Source organism: Haloarcula ordinaria (assembly GCF_029338275.1).
Lineage (GTDB): Archaea > Halobacteriota > Halobacteria > Halobacteriales > Haloarculaceae > Haloarcula > Haloarcula ordinaria.
Window position 1 is genome coordinate 3055790 of sequence record NZ_CP119789.1, and the last position, 15640, is coordinate 3071429.

13 protein-coding genes are annotated in these 15640 nt (G+C 67.7%); 9 read left to right on the plus strand and 4 right to left on the minus strand.

All coding sequences use genetic code 11. From position 1 onward, the window contains the following. Positions 1–37: 37 nt before the first annotated feature. Positions 38–1381, plus strand: coding sequence for a DUF92 domain-containing protein (locus P1L41_RS16085; protein ID WP_276296733.1), 1344 nt, complete (start codon positions 38–40; stop codon positions 1379–1381). Beyond that, on the plus strand, positions 1378–1794 hold the full coding sequence (locus tag P1L41_RS16090) for a GNAT family N-acetyltransferase (protein ID WP_276296734.1): 417 nt from the start codon (positions 1378–1380) through the stop codon (positions 1792–1794). The genes P1L41_RS16085 and P1L41_RS16090 overlap by 4 nt, the downstream gene beginning before the upstream one ends. Before the next feature lies 1 nt (position 1795). On the opposite strand, the gene dnaG is transcribed toward P1L41_RS16090, so the two are convergent. Continuing rightward, positions 1796–3073 (minus strand): DNA primase DnaG, encoded by a 1278-nt coding sequence (gene dnaG / locus P1L41_RS16095; RefSeq protein WP_276296735.1) that lies wholly within the window; start codon positions 3071–3073, stop codon positions 1796–1798. A gap of 303 nt (positions 3074–3376) precedes the next feature. Between dnaG and P1L41_RS16100 the strand changes: the two genes are divergently transcribed. The 4 genes from P1L41_RS16100 (at position 3377) to P1L41_RS16115 (ending at position 6215) form a co-directional block, all read left to right on the plus strand. Then, on the plus strand, positions 3377–3586 hold the full coding sequence (locus tag P1L41_RS16100; RefSeq protein WP_276296736.1) for a DUF3311 domain-containing protein: 210 nt from the start codon (positions 3377–3379) through the stop codon (positions 3584–3586). A gap of 28 nt (positions 3587–3614) precedes the next feature. Continuing rightward, complete coding sequence (locus P1L41_RS16105) at positions 3615–5147, plus strand: sodium:solute symporter family protein (protein ID WP_276298476.1); 1533 nt, start codon at positions 3615–3617, stop codon at positions 5145–5147. Positions 5148–5240: 93 nt separating this feature from the next. Then, complete coding sequence (locus P1L41_RS16110; RefSeq protein WP_276296737.1) at positions 5241–5723, plus strand: peroxiredoxin family protein; 483 nt, start codon at positions 5241–5243, stop codon at positions 5721–5723. A 57-nt stretch (positions 5724–5780) separates the two neighbouring features. Then, entirely contained in the window at positions 5781–6215 is a 435-nt protein-coding gene (locus tag P1L41_RS16115; protein WP_276296738.1) for a YgaP family membrane protein, read from the plus strand. 19 nt (positions 6216–6234) lie between these two features. Here the strand turns inward: P1L41_RS16115 and P1L41_RS16120 are convergent, their stop codons facing one another. Together P1L41_RS16120 and P1L41_RS16125 are read right to left on the minus strand one after the other, a co-directional pair. Further along, on the minus strand, positions 6235–8436 hold the full coding sequence (locus P1L41_RS16120) for an amino acid permease (protein ID WP_276296739.1): 2202 nt from the start codon (positions 8434–8436) through the stop codon (positions 6235–6237). Positions 8437–8467: 31 nt separating this feature from the next. Continuing rightward, a complete protein-coding gene (locus P1L41_RS16125) occupies positions 8468–9175 on the minus strand; it encodes a universal stress protein (RefSeq protein ID WP_276296740.1) in 708 nt (235 codons plus the stop codon). A 110-nt stretch (positions 9176–9285) separates the two neighbouring features. Here P1L41_RS16125 and P1L41_RS16130 point away from each other — a divergent pair, with 110 nt between their 5' ends. From P1L41_RS16130 to P1L41_RS16140, 3 genes are all read left to right on the plus strand, one after another. Continuing rightward, complete coding sequence (locus tag P1L41_RS16130; protein ID WP_276296741.1) at positions 9286–10200, plus strand: HFX_2341 family transcriptional regulator; 915 nt, start codon at positions 9286–9288, stop codon at positions 10198–10200. Positions 10201–10721: 521 nt separating this feature from the next. Then, positions 10722–13391 carry a valine--tRNA ligase gene (locus P1L41_RS16135; RefSeq protein WP_276296742.1) on the plus strand — a complete coding sequence of 890 codons (2670 nt, stop codon included), beginning with the start codon at positions 10722–10724 and terminating at the stop codon, positions 13389–13391. 104 nt (positions 13392–13495) lie between these two features. After that, positions 13496–14749, plus strand: coding sequence for a saccharopine dehydrogenase family protein (locus P1L41_RS16140; protein ID WP_276296743.1), 1254 nt, complete (start codon positions 13496–13498; stop codon positions 14747–14749). Positions 14750–14777: 28 nt separating this feature from the next. Here P1L41_RS16140 and P1L41_RS16145 read toward each other — a convergent pair whose 3' ends face one another. Further along, positions 14778–15557: a DUF1405 domain-containing protein gene (locus P1L41_RS16145; protein ID WP_276296744.1), complete on the minus strand. Its 780-nt coding sequence runs from the start codon at positions 15555–15557 to the stop codon at positions 14778–14780. Between the last annotated feature and the right edge of the window lie 83 nt (positions 15558–15640).

Genomic DNA, 15640 nt, shown 5'->3' on the forward strand with positions numbered 1-15640 from the left:
GGAAAGGGTAAGTGCCTCTCGGGGATACCGGTGGGACGTGACATCGACAGTCCGACGAGCGGGGGCCTTCGCAGTCATCGCGACGCTAGCGTTCGTCGTCCCGTTCGCGACCGACCTTCGGTCGCCCGCACTCGCGACTGTCGCCGCGACGGGGCCGTTCGTCCTCGTCGCACTGCTCTCGTTGACCGCCGTCGACCAGGACTCGCCGTTCTTCGAGCTGTTCGCGCTGCCGGGCGACTACCAGGACGGCAAGCTCTACGGGTTGGCGGCGTTCGCGCTGGCCGTCGCCGGTCTCGCGCTGCTCGCCGTCCAGTTCGGCCTGCCGGTCCCCGTGTTCGTCGGGACGGTGCTCATCGTCGCCTACGGCAACCTCGGTCAGCGACTCTCGTACTACTACGGCAGCGACGGCGTCGTCGCCACTGCGGGGTTCGTCGTCCTCGGTTCGGCGGCCGGGAGCGGTGGCTACGTCGTCGCGACACAGCTCCAGGCCGGGACCGCCCAGCTCTCGCAGGTCGTCTTCCTCGCGGCGACCGGTGCGCTCGTGGCCGCCCTGCTCCGTGCGGTGCTGTTCGAGCGCGACTATCCGCTCGTCTTGCTCTCGGTGGGACTGCTCTCCTGGCTCTTCTTCGAACTCGACCCGACAGTCGCCCCGGTCCGCATCGGCGTCGCGCTCGCCGTGACCGCCGCGCTCGGCTACATCTCCTACGCGCTGGACACGGCGTCGCTCCCGGGGATGCTCACGGGCGTCCTGCTGTCGCTCCTGACCATCGTCCTGGGCGGCTTCGGCTGGTTCGCCATGCTCATCGCCTTCTTCGGTCTGGGCGGGCTCTCGACGAAGTACCGCTACGAGGAGAAACAGGACCGGGGTATCGCCGAGGAGAACGAAGGGGCCCGCGGCAGCGGGAACGTGCTCGCGAACTCCATCGTCGCGCTCTTCGCGGTGCTCGCGGCGGCCGCGAGCCCCAGCCACCTCACCGTCGACCCGGCCCTGTTCCTCTACGCGTTCGCGGGGGCGGTGTCGGCGGCGATGACCGACACCTTCTCCAGCGAGTTCGGTGGCCTCTACGACAACCCGCGGCTCATCACCACCCTCCGGCCGGTCGATCCCGGCACGGACGGCGGGGTCACCTGGCAGGGCGTCCTCGCGGGACTCGTCGGCGCGGCCATCATCGCCGGCATCGGCGCGCTCTTGCTCGACGAGGTCGGGTCGGTCGGCGCAACGGTCGTGCTCGCCTGCGGCCTGGTGGGGATGTTCGTCGACAGCATCCTGGGCGCCACCGTCGAGGGCGGCCTCGTGGGGAACCAGGCCGTCAACATGCTGGCGACGCTCGCGGCCGCACTCACCGGCGTCGGTATCGTCCTCGCCCTCGGCCTCGTATGATTCGCGAAGCGACCGACGGGGACCGCGCCCGACTCAGACACATCCAGACGGCCGCGCTCGACGAGCCCTGGCCGGGGCTGCTCGACGTGGCCGTCGAGGGGCCGCCGACGCTACTGGTGATTACCGACGGCGTCCCGGTCGGATACGCGCTGGTCGTCCCCGACCACCCGATGGCCTACCTCGCTGAGCTCGCGGTCGACCCCTCGTTCCAGGGCCGTGGGTACGGGAGTACCCTCCTCGGCGCGCTGCTGGAGCGACTCCGCGACGCGGGGTTCGAGACACTCCGGCTCACCGCCCGGGCCGACGACGAGCGGGTCCGGTCGTTCTACGGCGGCTTCGGGTTCGAGAAAATCAGCGACCTGCCGGACCACTACGACGACGGGGCCGGCGTGTTGCTCGCGCTCGACCTCTGAGTCAGCCGGCGATACGGACCTGGACGGACGTGGGCTGTTTCACGTACTCGCCGTCGCTCGCGGCGACCACGACTTCGACGCCGCGCTGTGCGGCGACGTCGACGACCTTCTGCGTGCACTCGCCGTCGAGAACGATTGTCCGCGGGCGCTGTTCGCTCTCCTCGACCAGCGAGAGGGCGTCCGAGGCGGGCCCGTCGGCGATGACCTCGCCGTCGTCGTCCAGCAGGCGCACCGTGCCGCTGTCCCCCCCGATGACCGCCTCGACGTGGTCGGACAGCGTCGTCGGCGCTGTCACTTCCTCGGTGTCCGTCTCGGGGTCGGCCTCGGTGACTGCCGTCTCCGTACCGCCCTCGCCGCCGGCCAGCGCGGCCGCCTCCGCCGTCTCGGTCTCGGGACTTGGACTGCTCTCGACGGTCGTCGCGCCGTCGGTCCGCGCGGCCTTCGCCTGGTCAGCGAGCGCGTGGGCGGGCGATTCGGCCGCCTGAACCGTCTCGAATGGGACCTTGTCGCGCAGTGCGGTCATCACCTCGCCGCGCGACAGGTCCTCGACGGAGCGGTCCCGGGGCGCGATGGCGACGAAGTCCACGTCGCCGACCTGACTCAGCTCCTTGAGGATGAGGTCACCGCCGCGGTCGCCGTCGAGGAACGCCGTCACGGTGCGTTGGCCGGTCAGGTCCGCGACGCTCTCGGGGATGTCGGTCCCCTCGACGGCGATGGCGTTCTTCACGCCGTACTTCAGGAGCTGCAGGACGTCGGCGCGTCCCTCGACGACGACGATAGCATCCGAGTCGGCCACACGCGGCCCCGCGGGCAGCCCTTCGTACTCGCTGATGTCGGCGACGCGGGCCTTCTGCCGGACCGTCTCGACGACGTCCTCGATGCCCATCGACTCGGCCTCGAACTCCGCCAGAATCTCCGTCGCCCGTTCGACGACCTCCCGGCGCTTCGCGCTCCGGACGTCCTCGATGTTCGCGACCTCGATCTCCGCGCGGCAGGGCCCGACCTGCTCGATGGTCTCTAAGGCCGCCGCGAGCGTGGCCGTCTCGACCCGGTCGAGCCCGCTCGCGATGGTTATCTCCCCGAAGGTCCGACCCCCCTCCGACTCGATTTCGACGTCGATGCGCCCGACTTTCTTCGAGTCCTGCAGCGTCCGCAGGTCCATCTCTTCGCCCAACAATCCCTCGGTCTGGCCGAACACGGCGCCGACGACGTCGTTTCGTTCCACGACGCCGGCGGCGGTGATGTTCGCGTGTATCAGATATTTGGTTGTATCGTTCATCGTGAGACTCCGAAACCGGCCCGCCACCGCACAGCGTCTCGACGGACCGCTATCACTGCACGAACGTAGATGGTGACGCCAAAATAACCTTGCGCACTCGACAAGAACTGAGCGACCCGTCGTCGACGCGGTCCCACCCCACTCGACCTGCCGCCGGACGTCCCGTCTCCGGGGTGTGGCCAGCCGCACGCTCGAACGAGAGGGAATTCTGGCACACGGGCGTATTGAAGAAAATTCTCCTTCACGGTTCCCAGGTGAAGAATCGTTACTGCTATATATCCGGACTGTTTAGACAATCCCAATATGAGACCCGTGCGGACCGCCGGTTGGACCGTCGTTGCACTCCTGTTGATGGCACTCGCCGTGCCGTGGTTCATGTGGCGTGACGCGACCGTCGCGTTCGGCCTGCCGGTGTGGCTCTGGTGGCATATCGGCTGGATGGTGCTCGCGAGTATCGTCTTCGCCGTCTTCGCGCGAACCGACTGGGGCCTCGGCGTCGAGGAGGTGCACTGAGATGGTCGACGCTGCCCTCCAGCTGGGAATGGGCGACACCGCCCTCCAGCTGGGTATCGTCGGCGCGTACATGCTCGTCGCGCTCGCGGTGGGCGTCGTCGCCTACCGCCTGACCGACCGCAGCGCCGAGGACTACTACCTCGCGAGCCGAACCCTGGGGACGGTCGTCCTGCTGTTTACCACCTTCGCGACGCTCCTGTCGGCCTTCACGTTCTTCGGTGGCCCGAACCTCGCCTTCGCCGCCGGGCCCGAGTGGATTCTGGTGATGGGCCTGATGGACGGCATCATCTTCGCCGTCCTCTGGTACGTCATCGGCTACAAGCAGTGGCTGGTCGGCAAGCGCCACGGCTACGTGACGCTGGGCGAGATGCTGGGCGACCGCTTCGGCTCGACGCCGCTGCGGGTGCTCGTGGCCGGCGTGAGCCTCGTCTGGCTGTTCCCGTACGTGATGCTTCAGCAGAAGGGCGCCGGCCAGGCCATCGTCGGGCTGACCAACGGCGCGGTGCCGTTCTGGGTCGGCGCCGGCGGTATCACCCTCTTTATGATCGCCTACGTCGCGATCTCCGGGATGCGCGGGGTCGCCTGGACCGACACCATTCAGGGCCTGTTCATGCTCTCGCTCGTGTGGCTCGCCGTCGCCTGGTTGCTCACCGACATCGGCGGGGCCGGCCTCGCCACCGAGCAGATGGGGGCGGCCAACGGCGAGTTCCTCGCGCTGGGCGGCGGGCTCTACACCCCGCAGTTCATCATCTCCAGCGCGGTGAGCATCGCTTTCGGCGTGACGATGTTCCCCCAGATAAACCAGCGGTTCTTCGCGGCCGGGTCGAAGAAAGTCCTCAAGCGGACCTTCGCGCTGTGGCCCGTGCTCGTCCTCCTCCTCTTCGTCCCCGCGTTCATGCTTGGTGCGTGGGCGGTCGGCCTCGGTATCGAGGTCCCCCAGGGGAGCAACGTCGTTCCCGTGCTGCTCGGCGAGTTCGCTCCGACGTGGTTCGCCGCGCTGGTCATCGCCGGCGCGATGGCCGCGATGATGTCCTCCAGCGACTCGATGCTGCTGTCCGGGTCGTCGTACCTGACCCGCGACGTCTACCGGCCGCTGAAGCGCGTCTTCGGCTCCGAGCGCGGCACCGCCGACGAGGACCGACGCGAGGCGCTCGTCGCCCGCGTGGGCGTCGTCGTCTTCGCGACGCTCTCGTTCGTCGCGAGCCTCTACTCGCCGGGGACCCTGGTCCAGATCGGTGACACCGCCTTCAGCGGGTTCGCCCAGCTCACCGTCCCCGTCGCGCTGGCGCTGTACTGGAGCGGGACGACCCGCTACGGGATGTACGCCGGCGTCGTGGGCACGCAGGTGTTCTACGTGCTCCACGTCTTCCCCGTCGTCGAGACCGTCGCCGGCCTCCTCGGCCTCACGGTGGCGCTTCCGGGCACCTACATGGGCTGGACGCCCGGCGTCGTCGGCATCCTGCTCGGGCTGGTCCTGACGGTCGGCGTCTCGCTCGTCACCAACGCGGCCCCCGACGAGAACCGCTCGGCGTACGTGGTCGAGGGCGTCGAGGCCGACTGACTGCCCGCCGCCGAGACGCCGTCTGCCGCGGTTGTGCGTGCGGTTACACACGTACCACCACCCAGTTATTACCGCCCCATCCCAGGGACCAGTATGAGTCTCGAACAGACCGACGCACCCGAGTTCACACTCGAGAGCACCGCCGGCGACGACGTCTCGCTCGCCGACCACCTCGGCGACGGCCCGACCATCGTCCTCATCAACCGCGGTCACTGGTGCAGCTTCTGTGCCGAACAGCTCCAGACGTTCAGCGAGGTCTCGTACGACCTCTGGTTCAACGAGGACGTCGACATCCTCCCGGTCGTCACCGACCGGCTCTCGAAGGTCACCGAGATGCGCGACCGGTTCGACCTGGACATCCAGCTGCTGGCCGACCCCGACGGCGAGGTGGCCGAGCGCTACAGCGGCACCGAGCAGACGAGCCACGGCCTCACCGGCATCGCCGCCACCTACGTCCTCGACGAGGAGGGGACGGTCCAGTACGAGCAGGTCGCCGACCACCCGGCCGACCGCACGTACGGCAACTTCGTCCGGTACTACATCCGCAATGGGTTCGAGGACCCGTTCGACGCGTAGCTATCTGACCTCGCCGGGAGGTGAATATACAAGTCCGTTCGCGCCCTACGGGAGTGTATGGAACTCTCTGAGAACGTCGGTGGGAACGACCGTCGCACCCGCGCCGTGCTCGCGGGCGTCCTCACTATCGCCGCGATTCGTGCGTTCCGAAACGGGAAGCGAAAACGCGGCCTCCTCGTCGCCGTCGGCGCGCTCGTCGCCGGGTTCACCGCCACGACGAAGTACTGCCCGGCAAACGAACAGCTAGGTATCGACACGACCGGCGGCGTCGCGGACATCGACATCGAGGACCGGAGCGACCTAGTTGCCGACACGGACGCCACTGCGGACGCCGAGGACGCGGAGCGCGTGAACGTCGCGGTCGGCGGGACCACCGAGACGGCCCCGCAGCGAGGGCAGCTGACCTGCGCTTTCTGTGGCGAGCCCATCGTCCCCGGTCAGCGGCGCGGGCCCAACGCCCAGGGCGACATCGTCCACGACACCTGCGAGTGAGCCGGCGTCGGGTCGGGCGTCAGTCTACGCTCTGGGGCGTCGGCCGCCCCGAGCCACGGACCAGGGCCACGTTCTTCGAGGTCCCCGTGAGCGCTGCGACCACGTGTGCGACGGGGTTGTCGCTGGACTCGGACGCCGCCGAGCGGCTCACGCAGACGGTCTGATACTCGCCGAGCGCTGCCCGAATCCCAGCCTCGACGTCGTCGTCGACGACCACCTCGGTGTTGTACTCGTCCGGGTCGAGTCCGGCGGCCGCTGCGGCCTCGGCGAGCCGGTCGGCCGCGCGCCTGCGAGCCACTGCCTCGTCGCCGTCGGCGGGAACGACGGCGAGGAGGGTCGGCACGGTGCCGTCGACGGTCGCGAACTCGGCGACCCGTCGGGCGACGCTCGTGGCGTCCCGCCCGGGGGTGACGAGGCCGACCGGGGTTCCGACCCCGCCGCGGAGGGCCACGAGTGCGACGTCACAGGGCGCGTTCTCGAGGACCGTCGCGACCGTCGGACTCGCCACGCCGCCGTCCTGACTCGCCTCGGCGCGCCACCCCAGCAGGACCTCGTCGGCGGCCTCTTCCTCGATGACGTCGAGGAGTGCCGCACCAGCGTCCGATGCGTTGAGCGCCCGCGTCCGGAGGGTGACGTCCATCTCGTCGGCGAAGGCCTGTGCGTTCTCGAGCAACTCGCGCTGGTGGTCGGCCCGCTCGGCCTCGACGTTCTGGAGGGGCGACTCGTGTTCGACGTGGACGACGTTGACCGCGACGAGTTCAGGCTCGCCGGCGTCCGCGTTGGCTCGCGCACTGGCCGCAGCCAGCCGCAGCAACCCGTGTTGTGTCTCCGGGTTCGCGACCGGCACGACCACCCGGTAGACCTCGGTCGGTGGGCCACGGAGCGCCTCGCGGAGGAGGCCCTCGCCCACGACTCGGCTTCTCGCGTAGACTGCGTACCACACGACACCGACGACGATGATACCCGTCCCGATAGTGACGATGACCGGGGCCATCTGCGAGACGACGACGACCGAGAGGACGACACCCAGTATCGGGACCGCCGGATACAGCGGGGACGGGAGGCTGAACGAGGGGTCGTACTCGTCCGGGTCGGCCCGACGGAAGACGACGAGCGAGACGTGGACCAGCGAGTAGGCGACCAGGAAGCTGAAACTCGCCGCCTCGGCCAGCAACGAGACGATAGCGTCGACGCGCAGGCCGACGAGGATGAGCGCCGCCGTGAGCGCGCTGGTGGTGAGAATCGCCCGGTGGGGCGTGTAGAACCGCGGGTGGCTGACGTTCAGCCACTCCGAGGCGACGCCGTCCCGCCCCATCGCGTAGATGACGCGGGAGGCCGCGAGCACCGACGAGTTCGAACTCGAGATGGCGGCGATGATGGCCGCGAAGACGATGGACACCGCGCCGATGGGGCCCATGTACGACGTCGCGACGTCGGCGACGGGGATGGGCGAGTCACCCAGCCGGTCGTAGGGGATGACGCCGGTACTGACGAGCATCACGAGCACGTAGAGGATAGTCACCAGGACGACCGAGAGAATCATCGACAGCGGGATAATCTTGCTCGGGTTCTTTATCTCGCCGGCCACCGTCGCGATAATCTCGAAGCCCAGGAAGGAGATGAAGACGATGCCGGTCGTCGCCATCACGCCCTCGGCCCCGGATGGCGCGAACGGCTCGAGGTTCGTGGGGACGATGAAGAAGACGCCGAGGACGACGAACACGATGATGACCAGCGTCTCGGCGCTTATCATCACGTTCTGGAGCGAACTCGACTCCTCGGTCCCGTAGTAGTTGACCCCGGTGAGCAAGGCGAGGCCGGTCAGTCCCAGGAGGATGATGTACCCACGACCGTCGAGGAAGGGGACGGGCTCGACGACGTACTGGCCGAACCCGACCATGTAGAACGCGCTCGCGAACATCAGCCCGCTCCACATCCCCCAGCCGACGACGCTCCCGAAGAGGCTCCCGAGCGCCCGGTTGACGTAGTGGTAGCTCCCGCCGGCGATGGGCATCCCGGTGGCGAGTTCCGAGAGCGAGAGCGCCGCGAGCAGGGCGACGAAGCCGGCGATGGCGTAGGAGATGGAACTCGCTGGCCCGGCGTTCCGGGCGGCGATGCCCGGGAGGATGAAGATGCCCGCACCGATCATCGTCCCGCCGCCGAGCGTCATCGCCTCGAAGAAGCCCAGTGTCCGTTCGAGCTCGCCCCCGTCGACGCTCATCGGCGGCCTCGCGGGTCGACCCCGGCCGCGTTCATTCGGTGTCCCTCACGATGAGTGCCGGGCTCTCGAGGTCGTCGACGATGCGGGAAAGGACGTCGCCGATGATGCGGTCGACGAGCGAGGGTTCGGACTCGCCGAGGACGACGATGTCGAACTCGTTGCCCAGGTCGATTATCTCCTGGGACGGATTGCCGCCCTCCGAGAGCTCCCAGTCGACCCGGTCCTCGTCGATGCCGAACTCCTCCAGTCGCTCGGTCGCGCCCCGCAGGAGGAACTCGCCGTAGCTCTCGTCGGCGTCCGCCGAGACCGAGTGGAAGAGCGTCACCGTCGCGTCGCTGGCTTCGATCAGGCGTGCGGTGACCGAGATGATGCGGTCGAGGTTCACGTCGCCGCGAATCGGCACCAGGACGCGGCCGATGTCCGTCACCGCACCCGGTGCCAGCACGGCGTCACAGCCGTACTGGTCTGCCACCCGGTCGATGGTCGCCTCACGGTCGTGCGTGAAGACGAGGACCTCCGTCAGGTCGGGTCGTCCCTCCGCGATGGCGACCAGCCGCGACTCGGCCTCGTCCTCGTACTCGTCTTTGATGAGCGCGGGCTCTGCCTGGTCGGGCACCGGAAAGTACCCGAGCAGGACGACCTCCAGCGGTTCGAGGTGGTCGATGATGTCGAGTCCCGGTGGGTCGGCCACCGAGATGTCGACCGGGACGAGAATGGTCAGTTCGTCGATGGGTGGCATCGTCCCCTGACCGTACCCGCCCCGCTATTGTCAATGCTTCGCACAGTCTCGCGCGCGGTCCCGCTCCCGAATCTGGTGGTTTTTATCCCTGCTGGGCGACCATACCGCGTATGCAGACCCACATCGTGCCGGTCGGGTTCGACTACGACCGGCTCATCGCGCCGCTGGTCCGCGAGCGACTCGGCGTCGACCGCGTCATCCTGCTCGAGGGCGCGGTCGGGTCCGAGGCCAACGTCGAGTACTCGCGCAACCTCGCGGAGAAACTGGAGCAGGACTTCCAGAACCTGCTGGGCGCAGAGACCGAACGGTTCGTCATCGGCGACGTCTACGACTACGACGACGCCTTCGAGCAGGCGTTCGAGCTCATCAACGCGGAGCTCGACGCCGGCAGCGAGGTCTGGGTCAACGTCTCGGCGATGCCCCGCACGGTCTCCTTCGCGTTCGCGACGGCCGCCCACTCCATCATGGTCGAACGCGAGGGCGACCGCGACCGCATCCACACCTACTACACCGTCCCGGAGAAGTACCTGGAGACCGAGCTCGCAGAGGAACTGCACAAGCAAATCGACCTGCTGGAAGACCTCCAGGAGTCCGGCGACAGCGACGTCTCGGACCGCGCCACCGACCGCCTCGAAACCGCCCGGGACCTCCTCGCGGAGTTCGACGAGCGCGGGACGACCATCGGCGCGAAGGAGATAGACGGGTCACACATCGTCGAACTCCCGGTCGCCTCCTTCTCGAACGTCAAACCGTTCGAGGAGGTCATCCTCTTCACCCTGGGCGAACACGACGAGTTCGAGTCGGTCTCCGAGCTCGCCCAGCAACTCGCCCGCGACCTGGGCGAGGAGTACACCGACTCTTTCCGCTCGAAGGTCATCTACAACGTCGACCGGCTGGGCCCCGGCGGCAAGGGCTACATCGAACAGGAGGAACACGGGAAGTCCTACCGGACGCGCCTCTCGAGGATTGGGGAGCTGTGGGTCCGCGCGCATTCGGCGGAGGACCGCGACCACGACCTGCTCTAGCATCTGTTCGTTTTACTGTCTTCAACACGTGATTGCTCACTGCTGACAGCCAGAAAGCCCCCTCCCGCTCGATGGCTGCGACTCGCTGCGGTCCTCGGTCGCTTCGCTCCCTGCGGTCCTTACGTCGTCTCGCTCATCGAGCGGTCGGCCCCTTTCAGTCCCGCCCGGACGGTTGATCAATGGGTCGGGACTGAAAGGGGCGGCAGGCTACGCGAACCCCGACGACGCAAGCACTGGACCGAGCGAACGCAGTGAGCGAGGGAAGCGCGCAGCGAGGCGCGGGAGCGTAGCCTGCCGGGGCTTTCTGGCTGTTGGCAGTTCCTGAGTCAGTGGTGGTTGTCGCACAGACTACTCCACCTAGAAACCGAAGTCGTTTAGCCCCCGGTTGGTTCATATAGAGGTAGATGACGCGTCGAGCATCCACGCCGCCCGTTCTCGTACCCGTAGTAGGGGCCCCCTCGCCCCACTAACACCACCCGCTCGACGCCCGCACCGTTTTCGACCACACACAGCCATCAGACATGAGTGACACACAGGACCCACCGACCGAGGAATCGACCGCCGACCAGCAGGGCCTCGACGGGGAGTACGACCCCCGCGAGGTCGAACCCAAGTGGCAGGACCACTGGGTCAACGCCGACACGTACGCCTACGACGGGGACGCCGACACCCGCTTCACCATCGACACGCCACCGCCCACGGTGTCGGGCAACCTCCACATGGGCCACCTCTACCAGTTCACCCTGCAGGACTTCGTGGCCCGCTACCACCGGATGGCCGACGACACCGTCTACTTCCCCTTCGGCTACGACGACAACGGCATCGCCTCGGAGCGGTTGACCGAGCGCGAACTCGACATCCGCCACCAGGACTACCCACGCCGGGAGTTCCAGGAGAAGTGCCGCGAGGTCTGTGCCACCTACGAGGACGAGTTCACGCAGGACGTCCAGTCGCTGGCCATCTCGGTCGACTGGGACAACACCTACAAGACCATCGAGCCGCGCGTCCAGCGCATCTCCCAGCTCTCTTTCCTCGACCTCTACGAGCAGGGCCGGGAGTACCGCCAGCGCGCGCCGACCATCTGGTGTCCCGACTGCGAGACGGCCATCTCGCAGGTCGAACAGGAGGACGAGGACAAGCACACCAAGTTCAACGACATCGCGTTCGACCTGCTGGCGGACGGCGACGGACCGGTCGAGGACGAGACGTTCACCATCTCGACGACGCGGCCCGAACTCCTGCCGGCGTGTGTCTCGGTGTTCGTCCATCCCGACGACGAGGACAACGAGCACCTCGTCGGCGGCACGGCGAAGGTCCCCCTGTTCGGCCAGGAAGTCCCCATCATCGCCGACGAGCGCGTCGACATGGAGACCGGCAGCGGCATCGTCATGTGCTGTACCTTCGGCGACCAGAACGACATCGAGTGGTACCAGGCCCACGACCTGGACCTCCGCCTGGCCATCGACGAGTCGGCGACGATGACCGACCTGGCCGGCGACTACGAGGGCATGAGCACGACGCAGGCCCGCGCGGCCATCATCGAGGACCTGGACGTCGAGGGCTACCTGCTCGAATCGCGTGACCACGAACACACCGTGCAGGTCCACGAGCGCTGCGGCGTCGAGGTCGAGTACCTCGTCACCGAGCAGTGGTACATCAAACTGCTCGACAAGAAGGAGGAGTACCTCGAAGCGGGCCGCGAGATGGAGTGGTTCCCCGAGAAGATGTACTCCCGGTACCAGCACTGGATCGAGGGCCTGGAGTGGGACTGGTGTATCTCCCGCCAGCGCGATTCGGGCATCCCGATTCCGGTCTGGTACTGCGAGGACTGTGGCGACCCCGTCCTCGCGGAACCCGAGCAACTGCCCGCCGACCCCCTCTCGGACGACCCACCGGTCGACGCCTGCTCCGAGTGTGGCCACAGCGCGTTCACGCCCGAGGAGGACGTCTTCGACACCTGGGCCACCTCGTCGCTGACGCCGCTGGTCAACGCCGGATGGGACTACAATGCGGACACCGAGGCGTTCGAGATGTCGATGCCGGAACTCTACCCGTTCGACCTGCGCCCGCAGGGTCACGACATCATCTCCTTCTGGCTGTTCCACACCGTCGTCAAGTGCTACGAGCACACCGACCAGGTCCCCTTCGAGAACGTGATGATAAACGGGATGGTCTTAGACGAGAACCGCGAGGCGATGTCCAAGTCCAAGGGCAACGTCATTCCGCCCAGCGAAGTCCTCGAAGAGTTCCCGGTCGACGCTGCTCGCTACTGGGCCGCCGGCACCTCCATCGGCGACGACTTCCCGTACAAGGAGGGCGACCTCGAAGCCGGCGAGCGCCTCCTCCAGAAGCTCTGGAACGCCTCGCGGCTGGTCGACCAGCTGACGCCCGCCGAGGTGCCGGCCGAACCGGACGACCTCTCGGCGGTCGACCGCTGGCTGCTGGCGGAGCTCGACGAGACCATCGACTCCGTCACCGCGAAGTTCGAGGACTACGCGTTCTCGAAGGCCCGCAACGAACTGCGGTCGTTCTTCTGGAACACCTACTGCGACGACTACCTCGAAATCGCCAAACAGCGCCTCTCCGATGGCGGCGACACTTCGACTGAGTACACGCTGGTCCACGCCCACCGGACCTTCCTCAAGCTCTTCGCTCCGTTCCTCCCGCACGTCACCGAGGAACTGTGGGAACAAATCTATGCTGAGGACAACTCGGTCCACACGACCGACTGGCCCACGCCCGGCGGTTACGAGGCCGACCTGGACGCCGGCGAGACGGCGATGGAGGTCGTCTCTGCACTCCGTCGCTACAAGACCGAGAACGGCCTGCCGCTGAACGCCGACCTCGAGCACGTCGAGGTGTACGGCCACGTCGCGGGCTTCGAGCAGGCCATCGCTGAGGCGATGCACGTCGCGACGCTCGACGTCTTCGAGGACGCCCCGGACATCACCACCGAGGTCAGCGATATCGACCTCGACTACTCCATCGTCGGTCCCGAGTTCGGGAGTTCGGTGGGCGACATCGACGCCGCCATCGAGTCGGGCGACTACGACATCGACGGCGACACACTCGTCGTCGCCGGCGGCGAGTTCGAACTCGACGCGGAGATGTTCGCCGTCGAGGAGTCCCGGACCTACTCCGGTGACGGCGAGATGACCGAGACCGAGAGCGCCGTCGTCGTCGTTCGATAGCGGCGGGACCGACCGCTCACCGGCGGCCACACGTTGAGCGCTCCACGACCGCTGTCGGACCAACGTTAACTGTCGCTGGCCCCTTCACTCGGACACGATTCTCGATGCCAGGAGCTGATTCTCCGTACGACGTGGTCGTCTGGGGCGCGACAGGGTTCACCGGTCGACTCACCGCCGAGCACCTCGCGGCGGCCGCCGGACCGGACCTCGAGTGGACAATCGCCGGCCGGACACCCGCGAAGCTCGAGGCCCTGCGTGAGGACCTCGCCGATGTCGACCCGGCGCTCGCGGAGATGGAGTACATCACCGGCGACGCCACAGACCGCGAGAGCCTGGACGCCATCGCCGACCAGACCGACGTCGTCTGCGCGGCCGTCGGCCCCTACGCCGACTACGGTACGCCGATGGTCGAGGCGTGTCTGGACGCGGGGACCGACTACTGCGACCTCACCGGCGAACTCCAGTGGATGCGCGAGACCGTCGAGAGCTACCACGAGCGGGCCACAGACGAGGGGGTCCGCATCGTCCACGCCTGCGGGTTCGACTCCGTCCCCAGCGACCTCGGGACGCTCCTCGTCCAGACCCACGCGATGGAGACGTTCGGCGCGCCGTGTTCGACCGTACGAGCCAACGTCTCGCTGGACGGGGGCGGATTCAGCGGCGGGACAGCGACTTCGATGGTGGGGCTCTACGAGGCGCTGGAAGACGACCCAGCCCTCGCGCGGGCGCTCGACGACCCCCACGCGCTCGTTCCGGAGGGCCACCCGGACGGCAGCGCAGCCGTCCGTGGGTCTCTCCCGCAGTACGACCACGAGGCCGGTACGTGGACGGCGCCCTTCTTCATGGCCGAAGTCAACGAGAAGGTGGTCCACCGCTCGAACGCCCTCCGCGGGTACCCCTACGGCCGGAGTTTCGCGTACCACGAGAGCATGGCGACCGGCGGGGGACCAATCGGCGCAGCCCTTGCCGGCGCTGTCACCGGCGGACTGGCGCTGGTCGACCAGGTCATGTCGGTCGACCCGCTCCGGCAGCGACTAGACCGGTACGTCCTCCCGGACCCGGGAGAGGGGCCGAGCAGGCAGGCCATCGAGGATGGCGGCTTCGAGGTCCGTCTCCGGGGAACCGGCGCAGCGGCCGAGGGGGGCGACGTGTTCACCGTCGAGGGACGTATCTCGTCCGACCAGGACGCCTACGGCACCAGCGGGGTGCTGGTGGGCGAAGCCGCCCGGTGTCTGGCGAACGGCGACGTCGACTCGCCGCTGGACGGTGGCGTGCTGACGCCCGCGTCGGGCATCGGGATGCCGCTGGTCGAGCGGCTCCGCGAGGCCGGGCTGACGATAACCGTCGACGACCGGTGAGCCCTAGCTAGGAGACGATTCGGTCCGTTCAGGCCCCGTCGGACCGACGCTTCACCTTCTCGATACGCGTCGCCAGCGCGAAGAAGGTCGCCAGAATCGTAAGGACGACGGCCCACCCGGCGGCCAGGTCGTGCGCCAGCACGGTGTGGTCGAACTGGCCGGCCGCAATCAGGGGTTCGCCGCGGAGCCAGGTGTGGTGGGGACCGCCCAGCACCGGGACGAAGTAATCCACGACATCGTTGAACCCGTACCAGAAGACGGCGACGGCGACCGCAGGCACGCTGAAGCGGGCGTAGCGGTGGATGATGAACGCCTCGACGGCCATCGCCATGTGCGAGAGGATGAGAAACCAGTAGAGCCACGCGGCGATGCCCCCGGGACCGTTGACGACCAGCTGGACGAACGGCGTCCAGAGGCCGAGCTTGATACAGCCGAAGAAGGCGAGCGTGTGCATCCACTCGGCGTCCCGGCCGAGCTTCCAGGCGGCGAAGGAGAGCCCGATGAACATCGTCGCCACCGGCGAGTCCGGAATCAGGGGATAGGCCGCCACTGGGGCGGCACCCAGCTGCCCCTCGACCAGCGGTGCCGCGAGGTCGAACGGTCGGCCGGCGTAGTACCAGAACCCGAAGAGCGTCCCCAGGAGATTGACGATGGCGATGGGCCAGGCCAGTCGCAGGCCGACGTTCTCCAGCCACTCCGGCAGCGGCGCGACGTAGCGGGGCAACCCCTGTGGGTCGGGCAGCGGGGCGTCGAAAAAGCGGGCGACCACGCCCTCGATACGGCTGCCCACGCCCTCTTCGGTAGCCATACCCGTGCCGTGGGGAGGGGCGATAAAAACGGTAGCGGTCGGCGCGAATCCGGCAAGGACACGGGTTAAGTAAATCCAGTCCT